The sequence below is a fragment of the Nibribacter koreensis genome (assembly GCF_039541795.1).
Classification (GTDB): domain Bacteria; phylum Bacteroidota; class Bacteroidia; order Cytophagales; family Hymenobacteraceae; genus Nibribacter; species Nibribacter koreensis.
Map to the genome: position 1 here is coordinate 1,346,144 of NZ_BAABGX010000001.1, position 12,958 is coordinate 1,359,101.

8 protein-coding genes are annotated in these 12,958 nt (G+C 43.2%); all 8 read right to left on the minus strand.

All coding sequences use genetic code 11. From position 1 onward, the window contains the following. Nucleotides 1-382 precede the first annotated feature (382 nt). The 8 genes from ABD880_RS05820 to ABD880_RS05855 all read right to left on the minus strand — a co-directional run bounded on the left by ABD880_RS05820 (nt 383) and on the right by ABD880_RS05855 (nt 12,588). Complete coding sequence (locus ABD880_RS05820) at nt 383-5,815, minus strand: alpha-2-macroglobulin family protein (protein ID WP_345163459.1); 5,433 nt, start codon at nt 5,813-5,815, stop codon at nt 383-385. A 470-nt stretch (nt 5,816-6,285) separates the two neighbouring features. After that, nucleotides 6,286-6,936 carry a SanA/YdcF family protein gene (locus tag ABD880_RS05825; RefSeq protein ID WP_345163463.1) on the minus strand — a complete coding sequence of 217 codons (651 nt, stop codon included), beginning with the start codon at nt 6,934-6,936 and terminating at the stop codon, nt 6,286-6,288. Between the two features lie 57 nt (nt 6,937-6,993). Then, nucleotides 6,994-7,500 carry a hypothetical protein gene (locus ABD880_RS05830; RefSeq protein ID WP_345163464.1) on the minus strand — a complete coding sequence of 169 codons (507 nt, stop codon included), beginning with the start codon at nt 7,498-7,500 and terminating at the stop codon, nt 6,994-6,996. Between the two features lie 5 nt (nt 7,501-7,505). Further along, entirely contained in the window at nt 7,506-9,122 is a 1,617-nt protein-coding gene (locus ABD880_RS05835) for a hypothetical protein (protein WP_345163467.1), read from the minus strand. Further along, nucleotides 9,115-10,074 (minus strand): DUF4407 domain-containing protein, encoded by a 960-nt coding sequence (locus ABD880_RS05840; RefSeq protein WP_345163470.1) that lies wholly within the window; start codon nt 10,072-10,074, stop codon nt 9,115-9,117. The genes ABD880_RS05835 and ABD880_RS05840 overlap by 8 nt, the downstream gene beginning before the upstream one ends. Further along, on the minus strand, nt 10,064-11,356 hold the full coding sequence (locus ABD880_RS05845; RefSeq protein ID WP_345163472.1) for a DUF4407 domain-containing protein: 1,293 nt from the start codon (nt 11,354-11,356) through the stop codon (nt 10,064-10,066). Before ABD880_RS05845 ends, ABD880_RS05840 begins: the two co-directional genes overlap by 11 nt. A gap of 10 nt (nt 11,357-11,366) precedes the next feature. Beyond that, nucleotides 11,367-11,963, minus strand: a complete 597-nt coding sequence (locus tag ABD880_RS05850; protein ID WP_345163475.1) for a hypothetical protein — start codon at nt 11,961-11,963, stop codon at nt 11,367-11,369. 19 nt (nt 11,964-11,982) lie between these two features. Continuing rightward, a complete protein-coding gene (locus tag ABD880_RS05855; RefSeq protein WP_345163478.1) occupies nt 11,983-12,588 on the minus strand; it encodes a hypothetical protein in 606 nt (201 codons plus the stop codon). Between the last annotated feature and the right edge of the window lie 370 nt (nt 12,589-12,958).

A 12,958-nucleotide genomic window follows, 5' to 3' on the forward strand; every position in this document is an offset into this window, starting at 1 on the left:
TTGATAGAAACGCAAGTTAAAAACTTGCCCTAATGATTGCTCCAAGTTATAAACTTGAAGCAGGGTGTCTACTTGAAGCAAGAATTAATAACTGCCTGTCTACCTGGCCACCAAAATCTCCCTAAACAAGTTAGGATGTCTTACTTTAAGGTTGACAAAAACTGGGATTAGACCCTAGACTCAAGATTCAAGAATCAGCACTCGAAAGTCATCCCCTCCCCCGTTCAAAGGGGGACAATCAAATACCGTAAGTTTCTTCGCACCCTTCTACCTCTCCCCAGAGAAGAGGTATTTTATATTCCCGTTTTTGGCCTGTTTTCCAGAAAACATGCCGAAAACGCATCTGTGGTTTTCTCCCTCAACTGGGGATGGGGTGAGGTCCTTACCTTACCCGCACCACGCCGGCTCCGTGATAAGAATGGTACTCGGCGTTGTACATGGCGTCTGCGCCAATAGGCCCCATCTGGAAGGTACCTTTGCTCACCGCGCGCACCTGGTAGAAGAAGTACTGGGGCTTAGGCCTGGCGGTGGCGTACAGGTTGATCCGGTCATCCCGAATGTCCATATAGTCTGGCGTGGCTGGGTTCATCTTTTGCAGCCACTGGAACTCACGGGCAGTCATCAAGCGCGGGTTCTCAATCTCAAATCCCGCCGGTAGCATGTCGGTGATGGCTACATTAGGAATAGAGCGGGTATCCAAAGATTGTAACTCCACCCGTACAATCACCAAGTCATTCTGCTTAAAGGTGTTGCTGGTGATGGCTTTCCCGTTACGGTCAAAGAAGGTTTTGCGCACTTTCAGGTAGCTGTCCTCCTGCTTAAAGGCTCCGCTCTGGCTAATGCCCTCCAGTTCCCAATAGTAGTACAAGATGCCTTTTCCTTTGCTCTGAAGGCTTACCGGCACGGTGTTCAGTTTATTGACCAGGGTCAGGTCTTTGCCCATGTAAGTACCCAGCGCTTTCCCATTCTGTAGCAACTGCGCCGTCTGGTCTCCTTTGCTCCGGCTAGCCAGTTTACCTAGTGCCAATAGCGCGAAGGCCCGTTCCTGGGTATTGTACCAGCGCTTGGACTTGAGTTCTTGGGATAAATGCCGAGACAAGGTACCCACCTGCGGATGCTCTGGGTTTGCCTCTACCAAACTGTTCAGAGAGATGGCCATGTCCCGCACCGGCGAATAGAAGCTTCCATCCAAAGCCCGCACCGAGGTCTCCCCGGCAAACGATTTTGGCAGAATCTGGCTAAAGCTCTGGAAGCTGCCATTGAGGGCATACGTGCTGGCCAATAGGTACCGGGAATCCAATGATAGCAGGTCAGGCTTGGACTTGTAGTAGTTCATGGTTGGCCAGTCGGGCTTGCCCGCCAAGCTGAGTACATAGAGGGAATAAGCCGCCTCATGTGACGCAATCAATTTGCTTTCTACTTTGCGTTGGGCGTTGTAGAACTTGTACACTTCGGTGGCCTTGGTTTTGACCTTGTTCTGCAGATAGCCTACCGCTTTGTTCAACACTTCCTGACTTACCGGGTAGCCTGCTTTCTTGGCCTCTAGCAAGAAATGCGTGGCGTAGGCGCTGCTCCACCAATCAGTTTGGGTGCCGCCCGGCCAATAGGTAAAGCCCCCGTCATACTGTTGCATGAGCTCTACCTTGGTGATGCCCTCCTGCACCATGTGGTTAGGGTTGAAGGCTTTTCCTTTTTGGCCTTGGTTGAGGGCTCTTGCCAAATCAGCGTAGTACAACAGTGGGAACGCGGTAGAGGTGATCTGCTCCAGACACCCATGCGGATACTGCAACAAGTACGTGATGTCATCTGTGAACTGCACCAGCAGTGAATTGCTCACCACCACCTTAGAAGCCACCGAACTTGGAATAAAGTCATGCGCCGGCGAGATAGCTGCGGTAGCGGCATCCTTCAAGGAACCGGCTCCGGTAATCTTGGTTAAAGGCGCTACTGGCCGCACCGTTAGATCTGTACTGCTACTGAACTGCTCGCCCAGTGCATTGACGTTGACCACCACCGTGGCCTGCCCCGTGGCCGAAGCCGCCACCACTTGGTAGACCACCTGAGTCTCGGTGTTGGCATTAACTCTGGCTGTTTTGGTAGATGAACCTACTACGCGCAACGGCCCCGTCACGGTAATACTACTCTTAAGATCTGCGGCCTTAGCAGTGGTATTGCTTACCATGACGGGCACCTGCAAGGTATCTTTGGGACTGGCAAACCTCGGTAAGGCAGCGCTTAGCACGATTGGGTCCGCTACGCGCATCATCTTCTCAGCAGAACCGAAGGCGTTGCCTTTGTAGGCCACTGCCATCACCCGCAAGGTACCTGAGAATTCCGGCACTTTCACGTTGACGGCCGCTTCGCCGTTGCTGTTGGTTTTAAGGTGCCCGCTCCAGATAGAGACCAGCTTCACGCGCTTAGACGTCAAGGGGTTCACGCGTTTCTCCAGGTCATAGCCGTCTCCGCCTACGCTGGAACGGCGGTTGCCAATCTCAGGGAACAGGTACGGGTACAAGTCAAATGCACTTACTTCCAGGGCGCGTTTCTGGTAGAAGAACCCGTGCGGGTCTGGTGTCTTGAAGTCTTTGAGTTGCAGAATGCCTTCGTCTACCACCGCTAGCGTCACCTGAGCGTTGGGAACGGTTTTCACTTTCACCAACTGCGTCCTCTTGGAGCGGGTGAGTTCTGGCGCAATTACGGCTACATCAAGCTTGGTCGCTTTCTTAGTGACGGCCACGGCCTTGAACCCGCGGGCAATGGTCATGGGCAGGCTGTTGTCTTTGATTTCGCGGAGCGCTATGGCCGAGATGTAGACCGTGGGCAGGAATTCGTCTTGAATGGGCAGGGTGAACGAAGCCGCTTTTTTATCGGTGTCTAGGTAATGGTAGCTCAGGACCTTGTTCTGCTCTACAGTCACCAGAATCTTGCCTGCAAACGGAGACTTGAACAGGACCTTGGCTTTTTCTCCAACTTCATAGGTTTCCTTATCCAAAGAAATACCTACCTCGCCTTCTTTGCTTACTTCAAAGGAGGTGTTCTGAGTGTTGCCATACCCGTATGCGTAGAACCGCTGCACCACGTAATTGTAAGCATTGGGCCGCATGATGCGCAACTCATACTCACCTGAGGCGGAAGGCGTAAATGAGAACACCTTTCCAGCGGCCGGAATGTCCATGGCTTCATCTACCAACACAATCTCTTTGCGCTGCGAATTGTAGCCGTAGCTCTGGTCCATCCGCTCAATCACAGATTCGTAAATATACCGCACCACCTGCACGCGTGCCCGGGCAAACGTAGGCCTGCCAGCGCTGTTCAAGGCTATAAGCGGCACCTGCATAGCCGTTTGGGTATTCACATAGGTGTCAAACTGCTTTATCCCGAAAAAACTTTCCTGGGTGCTCACGGTAAAGCGGTTGAGGCGGTTTACGGGCCGGCCGGTTTCATCAAACACGGTGGTAAACACAGTGCCCTCTAGCATACCAACGTCCTTGTGGCTCATCAACTCAAACTGTTCTTGGCCGTTCCCCTGCGCGTCTGTTTGGCCCTGCCGCACGCTGGTCTGAATCTCTACCTCATTGGATGTATTAATCTCAAAGTTGTAGTCAGGGTAATTCTTGGGTTCAAAGGCTTTTTTCTTTAAACTCAGCTGCACTTCATAATCACGGCCGGCAGCAGGTGGCCCGAAGAGGTTCAAGGCGTTTAGGTTCACCTGTACCTGCTCCCCAGTTTTGAAATCTGTTTTATTGAGTTTGGTGGTGACTTTGAGGCGGTCTGGCATGAACTCCTCTACGCCAATCTTCTGGGAGTTCAAGAGTACGTCATTCCCTGAATATACCTCCAGCGTATAGGTACCGGTTACCGCCGAGGCTGGCAGATAGAAATCTGTAGTGCGGGCTCCCTCTTGGTTCAAAGTGCCCTTTTGGCTACGGTATTCCTTTCCGTTAGGCAACAAAAGCTTGATTTTAATGGGCAAGCCGGCCACAGTTTTCCAATCTGGGGTACGTACCAACGTATTCACGTGCACGGTATCGCCGGGCCGGTACAAATCGCGGTCCCCGTAGATGAAGGCATCATAGGTTACGCCTTCCAAGCGCTTGCCGCCCACGTCAAAGCGCGAGGTGTTGACGGTGGTCTGGCTGTAGGGCAGGTAGTTAAAGTCCTGTCCTTGACGTGCCGTAATGAGGCTGATTTTGAAGTCAGGCGCATTCTTGGCCATGTCGGGTAATCGGGCAACGCCTTCATCATCTGTGGTGGCTTTGTAGACCACCTGGTTGTTGGTACTGATGAAACGCACCTCTACTCCAGACAGCGCCTCGGCGGTATGGATGGAATTGGCAAATACCATCACCTCATTCTGCCCTTGCTTGGCAATCAACCCTATGTCTGAGACAGATATGATTTTAGAATCCTGCATCCAGATTTTATCTGCACTGGCCACGGTCAAGACATACAGCCCTTTGAACTGGCTGTCAAAGTCCAGGTCGGCCAGGTTTAGGTTCAACAGGGATTGATTGCCGTACTTGGGCAGGCTCCCCGCTTCATACTCCCGCTCATAAATGACCTTCCCATTCTGCTCGCTTACCTGATAAGTTTCATAATCATGATACTCCTCTGTGTCTTCATTATAGAAGCCGTCATATGACTTGCCCTCTTGCAGGAACCGCAGGATGTTGTTTTCATACACCTTGCTGATCGTCACTTTAATGCGGGGCACCTGCGCCAGGTTCAAGGCCAGGTTTCGGGAGCCCTGACTGCTGAGGTATACGGCCTTCTGGTCTACAAAAGAAAGTGTGGGCGTGGTGTTCCCAAAATCAACTTTGTGCTGGGAGGTCTGCCCCAAAGACTGACCAACAATGCCGCTTGTTTCTCCTGCCACATAAACCGTGTAGTCAGAACTACCCGTAAAACTGCCTCTCAGCACCAAACCATTATCCAAGCGTTCCACGGTGAAGGTCCTGTATGGACTTACCGTGACCAGGCTCTGCACATCTGGATTAGTGATGGGCTGCGAGGTATACACGTAAATGCTCTCCTGCCCTTCTTCTTGCGTTCCATACACCTCTTGCACCTGCATCTGCGCTCTGGTAGGCATAGAAATTTCCTTGTCTATAGACTGAGGGGTGGTATAAGAACTGCCAGCCGTAGAGAGGCCTTTGGCAATGATGAGGCGTAATGGAATAGGTCCGTTGCCATTTTGGTTGACTTGCTTTACCTTGAGGGTAACCTGGTCCCGGTTGCTACTCACCAATTCTACTGGCAAGGCAGTCTGTTCTTGGTACACCTTCAGTAAATCTCTTAGTTTAGCATAAGCCACCGGATAGTTGAAGTCCAGTTGGATGCTGGCCTCTAGTTCATTGGGGTTGTTTTGGTTTTGCACCCAGAACGTTCTGGTCTTCTCTAGCGCCAGATACGGCGTATGAAAGGTAAGCTCCTGCCCTGCCGGAATCTTAAACTTGGTTTCTGCGTGCTTAAGCAGATTTGGCGTTAGTTCTGCCCGATAATTGGTAGAGGGGGCAAACGGTTTGGTGGGTGAAAACACCAATTCATCAGGGCTGGCCCATTTAAACTTGCCTTCTACCGCCGGCGTGAATTTGATGTAAGGCACCGTGTCCCATTGGTTCAGCAGGGAATCTGCCACCAGCTTCTTGTCAAAGGTGAACACCAGGTTCTGCTCTTGGGCAATCTCCTGCTCAAAGTTTTGGCGGTCCAGCCGTAGCTCATCACTTTTGCCGCGGCAACTAAACGTACACAAAAGGATCAATAGGCTCAATCCCTGCAAAGCACGGATGAACGAGGTGGCGACGGGAGGCTTCATGTAGGTTTAGAGGGAAGGATTTAGTCCTCTAAACTTACAAATAGTCTGGTTTATTTGAAGGTACCCTTATAGAATTATTCAATTGATTATTTGAGACTCAAGCAACTAATGTGACTTAGTTGAAGGCCTCATCTTAAAGATAAGATTCTACCTTACTTCTTCATTCACCGTTTTAGAGGGTAGGTATAAGTTAAGCGGCATCACAAGATATACCCTCTGTAAGAGCCTTATTATAGTTAATCTATAATAAGGCTCTCTAAATCTATAATTTAAGAATTCAATTTCGTGAAACAGGCATAGATAGCACTTGTGTTCTAGGTTCTAACAATTTTCATTTAAAGACTTAAGCCTAGTCAACAGTAGTGCAACTAAACTACTGGACTTGTCAGTGGTTATGAAAAACGATGGCAATGGCTAGAATTCTGAAAATGTTAGTTTTAGTTTTTTTTAAAGTCCAGAACTAAATAAAGCTATAGCTGCTCCAAAACTATATTTGAGACTTCATCTGTATTAACCTTGCTCCCATAGAATTTTGCCCTCCGTCTGCCTATACAATCAAAAAAAGATTTAATCGTAGCTGTCCATTCCCTCAAAAGATACTTTCTTCTACCTAGGCTTTCCTTTGTTGCAAATCCTATCGCATCAATTCCTTTGAATTGAGCAATGTATACTGACCTAGGTAAATGGAATCCTTGCGATACAATGACTGCGTTCTTAATACTGAATATCTTAGCTGCTCTATCCATCGAAGAATAGGTGTCAAAACCAGCATAATCTCCAAAAATCACAGCCTGTGGCACACCTTTTCCAATAAGATAATTATTCATTACAGAGAGTTCATCGTACTGCTTCCTACTATTATCCCCAGATAGAAGTATCTTTTTTATTTTCTTGGCCTTGTATAGTGCAACAATGTCATCTAATCTATGTCTAAGATAAACCCCTGGGCGGTTATTTGATTGGATGCCTGCCCCTAGAACAATCGCAAACTCTTTATTTTCAACCTTAATAATTTCGGTAAAGATTTTATTACGAACAGAATAATTGACAAATAAGGGAATTGATAAAATAAGCGTTATAATAGGTATTGAAAATAAACTGACCTGTTTAATAAATTTCACACTATTTTTTTGTTTAGAATCTCGACTAATTTACTGAGGAGAATGAATGTAAATATTTTATCTATAAATAGGGGTAGCTGGAAATGGTATCAATTTATCTAACAGTGGATTGATACCTGACTTAGCAAGCAAAACGAAACTCAAAAATAGCAAGCTAAAAAGGACTGCTGAGTAAATGTTGTCATTAGCAATTTCGACAAAAGCTTTTTGCTTATTGGTGATAACACCAAACATTAGAGTAGTAAAAATAAAGGCTACATAAAGATAGAGGAGGGCGATCCCTAAGAAAACGGAAAAATATAATACCTCTTTCATAAAGAGTTCACTATCCACAAAGTATGTGCCCCATATTTTAATCAACAATTGAAAAGAGGAGTTCACTTCCATTAAAATCAATGCTGATGACAAAAATAAAACCCCTTTCGTCACACTAACAGAAGTATTGACATATTCCTTGTCTTTGATGAGACCAGATAGCTTTTTATTAAAGAAGACATTAATGATATAGATGGTCAATACCCCTGCAATTAACAAGGCAAGGGACGTAACTAAGGCAGTTTTCATTAGGTTTATGGTTTAGAAAGTAGACTCGCGCTCCAAAAGTGCATTTCAGATTGTTCTGGGGAAATCACGCCTGGCCTTAGTCCCACAGCTGTGGTCTCCCAGACAACAAAGCGTTTTCCATTGATTAATTTGGCTACCCCATCATAAGGGAGGTTGATGCCAATGATAGAATGCCTGTAAACATCACTGCTTAACATGGCCACATCATATCCATAATGGTCAAGAATTGTATACAAGAGCAATGTACGGGTGTCACAGTCCCCTTTTAAACTTCCAATAAATTCTGAAGGAGAAAACAAGCCGTACTTGATGTTGCCCACGCATTCTTTGCCACTACTTAAATACTGTGTTATAAAAGCATCATCGTAGATTCTTGAATTGCAGTCTTGGTCCAATACCAAGGCATAAGGAATATCTTGAATACTAGAGGTTATAACTTCAGCAAACCTTTTATCGCCGAGCTTGTGAGAGGTTTTTAATGAATCAAAAAATGAATAGAGTAGGTTTAGGTTTTGATTCTCAAATTCACTTACACTGGCCACAATTTTATTGTATTCTCCAGATGAATACATCCCAATAGGAAGGTTTTGCCTATTCCTAGCAGCGTTTCTAAAGTCAGATAGCTTAATCTTAAAGTAGCCACTGTACTCTCTTTGGTCATAGTCTTGCCACTTTCTAAAATGAGAAATAAGTGTATCCCCACCTACAACTGGTTCAGGTTGTACCTCAACAACCTCCTCCGTATCCTCAACAGGCTGTGGCACATCAGGAAGCTTTGCTTCTTGGAAAACACTAATTAGACCAGCAATAAAGGAAAATACAAAGCCTAGACATAATAGCCTTATTAACCACCTGCCCACAAAGGAGATGATTGGTTGCAGGAAATTTATTAGAAGTATGAGGCCGGCGATAATGAGCACAGGCCAGAAAAAGTTTACCAGGAGTAATATGAAGGGTGCAAGAATGAATAAAAAGAACAGTATGTAGACTATAATATCCCACAAGGAGATTACACTTTGTTCACTTTTGATTTTAACCCAGTTTCCCCGCTTTGTTGTGCCATCTGAGAAGTCAGTGACTTTTCTGATATAATCACCCTGCCGTTCTTCTCGCTCTGAGATGACAAATACTGCTCCTCCTTCAATCCTTTCTTGGGCACCAGCGCTAGGTACCTTCTCATCTTTCTTTTCAACAATGATGTCCCTTATATCATAGTGAATTAGAAATCCAGAGATTTCCCCTTCAACAACGCCAAAAACCTTTTCTTGGTCATACTGCTGAAGAGTAAGGTCATAGTTGATTAGCTTAGGTCTTTGCAAATGAAGTTTATAATGACTTATTGTGCCATCTTCTTCAATGACTTTGCACGGCAACTCATGAGGGAGTTTTGTAAGGCACTTTCCTACCTCACGAAATTCATGAAATTCATCTCCTTCCTGCCATTTCCTAATATCTTTCTTGTCACAGGTAATTTGCCCCTCTAGAACTTCAAGGTCATAGAAATTCTCATGAATGCCATCAGACTTCCTTTCATCAAGAATACCTACATACTTTCCCCTGAACTTACCTTTTAGGTAAGTCTTCCGTTCAACCTTCTCTTGGATGGTGATGTACTCAGGCATTATATAACTCAGAGATTAAATCAGACTCTTTCTTGAAAGTCCTTAGATCTTTCTTCCTCTTAGTGTTGAATGGCGGATCAAGGTATATTTCTTGAAAAGTATAATTCTCTCCAAATTTAAATCTCATAATACTACTATATAGCGACTTAAACTTTTTATACTCATCTTCGACTAGCCCCACCTCGATATTTCTTTTGAAAGAATAGAATCTGGTATTAGTAGGAATTAAATTTTTCAGGGCGCTTGGAAGAAGGAAGATTAACATGAAACAACAGGTAATTAGCCATGTGGCTGGATACTTACTGTGTAAAATGGAAATTCGCTCAACAAAGTAATTAGAAACTGCTACTTTCTCCCGTAAATTATTCTTTTTAAAATCCTCCTGTGTTTCGATGTCTAATAAATTACTTTGGAGAATTGTTAAAGTATTATTTTCACTATTTCCAAATAAACTAACTTGTTCGCCTATTTCCCTTTTTAGCTTACTCTTCTCGAATGCAAACTCTTGTTCTACCAGTTCTTCGTACTCTTTTAATAAACCTGTTTTATAAACACTTATATCGTCATCAAGCATTGAAGAGAAAATAAACAACTCTATTGGCTTGGACATTAATAAGGCAATAATACAAATAAACCCTCCTCTTAAGGTATAAGAAAAAATAGATGTACCTATTGAGGGTTTGTGAGGCAACACATTCTTGTTTAAAGTATAGAGAACGAGTAGATACATATTGGTAAATACCCAAGCTATAAATACCCCTAAGAACAAACCCACGAAGTAGGTATTAAACAGTTTAGTGAAGGAATAATATGAACTAAACAAGCATACGCAAAATATAAATGCTACTAGTCCCCCTACAGATGCAAAAATAGTTTGTCGCTTTGTACTACACTGTTTCAAAATATTAACATCCTCTCCAGAGAAGAGCCATAAGTATTCTCTAGTTTTCATTTAAAAATTCGGCTGGTTCTTCTGATAATATTTCAACAGGTTCTTCTGACTTAATAAACTCTTCTGGATTAGCATCAATTTTTCTCATCATCTGTTCCTCATATTTCTTGATAGCATATTGAGACAGATTCTGTTGCACTTCCTGCAAGCTTTTCTTTTCATTTATTATCTTCTCCTTGTTAAGGTGAATAACCAAATCTCTTTCTTGGCCGCTTTTATCAGGGAAGTAATTGTATTGAATATAGATTCCTTGCTCTGCTTTCATCAACTCCTTTATGTTTTCTTCAATGTAATCATAAGGGGTTTTGGTAAGCATCAGCTTAAAGAAAATAGGGGTCAACTCTATTGCCATGAACAAAAGAGTAATGAAAAAGGAAATCCAAAAACCTGCAATCTCGTGAGAAAGCTTTATGCGTTCCAATAACCCATCTAGACCAGCTGCTACTTTGTCAGCTTCCTTAATTGCTTTTTGCTTCTCTGTTAGAAGTTGCTCTTTTGCTGCTTTGGCAGTTTTATATTCATCTGAGGCAATGATTCTATTCAATTCATTCTCAATGGATTTCTGTTGCAATGCAATAGATTCAGCTATAGGCCCAACTCCTGCTCTTATGCCAGTTGTCTCTTTCACATATTCACCCTGTAGCACCTTATATTGACTCTGAAGGTCACCTATCCTTTGGTTCGTTTCCCCTATTTTGTTATCAATTTCCTTGGCCTTTAGAGTGAAATTTTTATCAATCTCATTGAGATATTCAGTCTTCACTCTAATCTGCTCCTTATGTAACGCTATATCAATCTCAGATTTAAACATCCGGATCTCAACTGGCTTGGAGATGGTGAGCGCAATAATTGCTCCCATGATTATTCTGGGAAGAGCACTTTTTAATTCTTGAAAAGTAATAGCTTCTGTTCCATCGCCCTTTCCAGTACTGGTTACAATAAACCTATCTATGTTAAAAATGATTAACCCCCAAATGGCTCCAAATATAATGGAAAGGAAAACAGTAGGAAGGTGGGCTTTTTGATATTCTCCCCCAATACTAGACACAGTTTGGATTGCGGCTAATGCACTTCCTTTGGGTTCAAATATGGTGTAAAATGCATACCCACCCGCAATGGCTGCTAATGCTCCTGTTGCCACCACAATACCACCCAAGCACATGTACTTTATCTGGTCTGAATAGGTGGCTTTTTCTAAAATGTATCTATCTCCTCCGGCAGCTTGCCAGAAGAACCTCATTAATGCGGTAGACTTTGGTGTTTGGTAGTAATCTTTTATCATATAATAGTTTTTATAATCTAGAATAATCTTCTTGTCTATATTCTGGGAGAGAAATTTTTACATTGGGTAGTCTATGGAATACCGGCAGTCTTTCTTTCATTAGAATAGGCTGAGGCAGTAGGTTGGTCAACTCCCTTCTTTGAAATGCTGTTTTTTGAATTGTGATTAAGTCTGAAATTTTTAATGAGACAAGATTTTGGTCTAGGCAAAGACTTCTTTTAAAGGCAGGATCAATAGTTGTTTTGAAGGTGCGAGTTTTTTCAAAGAAGTAGCTCTCTGGCAAATTTATTTTTCTTTTAATGCGTGCTTTAACCCCATAAAATACAAGCTCAATAGAAGGGAAACTTTTATCATATGGAATAGTAACACCTTTTACGTTGCCTGAAATGGCTCCAAAATGGCCAACTTCTATTTTATGACAACCCTTCACGCTCCAAAAGATATCAATGGTATTCTTCCTAAGCACAAAAACATCATTAAAAGTGACCTTAAATACTTTTAACTTTACTCTCCTACAAAAATTATTTAGATAGAGCCAAGCATTTAAAGCAACACTAAGCCTCTTTTTTACCCATCTATTTAGAGGTGCTAATTGCTCAGAGGTCATTTTCTAATCTTTTAAACTTCTAATTATTAAAAAATGCCTCTTCAGAAATAGCGGCCGTTGCCATGTTGCCGTTACTCACTGTATAAAGTGTAATAGACCCAGTTGTATAGCCGCTTCTTGAATTAGATATTACAATATGGTCATCGGGGTCATCAGAGGTACTAAAATCGGCATCGCTGTCAAAACCACCTTTGGTGCCACAGATGTTTGTGCGCTTTGGATTCCAGTCATTTCCTTGATACGTTTTGAGGTAGTAGGTGCCAGCAGGTATTTTGGACATCTTAAAATTTGCTCCTGCCTGGATGTATTCATTTCTAATTACCTTGCCTGAATTCAAACTTACTAGGCAAACTATTGCGTCAGTATCATAGTCATTCTTGAATTCAATCCATGCTTTCCCGGCATACTTACCCTTGCCAAAACAAGCATCAAGTGGAGATTTTCCATTCTCCAATTTATTGCCCTTATAAGGACTTTCTAATACAGGTTCTTCTTTAACCTCTGGTAGAGATGTGGTTTCCTCTACCGTTGTTGAGTATTGCTCATTTGATGTGTCTGAAGGAGTACAGCTTGTTATTATAAGAAAGCTATAAATTACAGGGATACAAATTTTGGATAGTTTCATATGCATATATTAAATTCTTTAAATATATCTATAATAATATTTTAAATCTATAACAAGTATTGAGTAATTGGTGTTTTTCCTGAATACTACAAGCAGGCTTCGCACCCTCGTAACAAGCATTAAAAATATTAATTGGCAGTATTTTTTAAAAACTAAACTCTGGCACCCATGCCATTAATGAACGTATCCCTAAAATCTACTAACTTATCTACCACTCGTTCACAAACCACTTTCCGTTCCAGAATTTTAGACTTTATCCCTACCATGTCTATCACTCTCCAGTAACGGGTTAGTCTCCTTGAACAGACAATTATCTAGAAAAGCCCGAAATTTCTCAAGATTCAGCTTTTTATCTTGAATAATAGCAGCT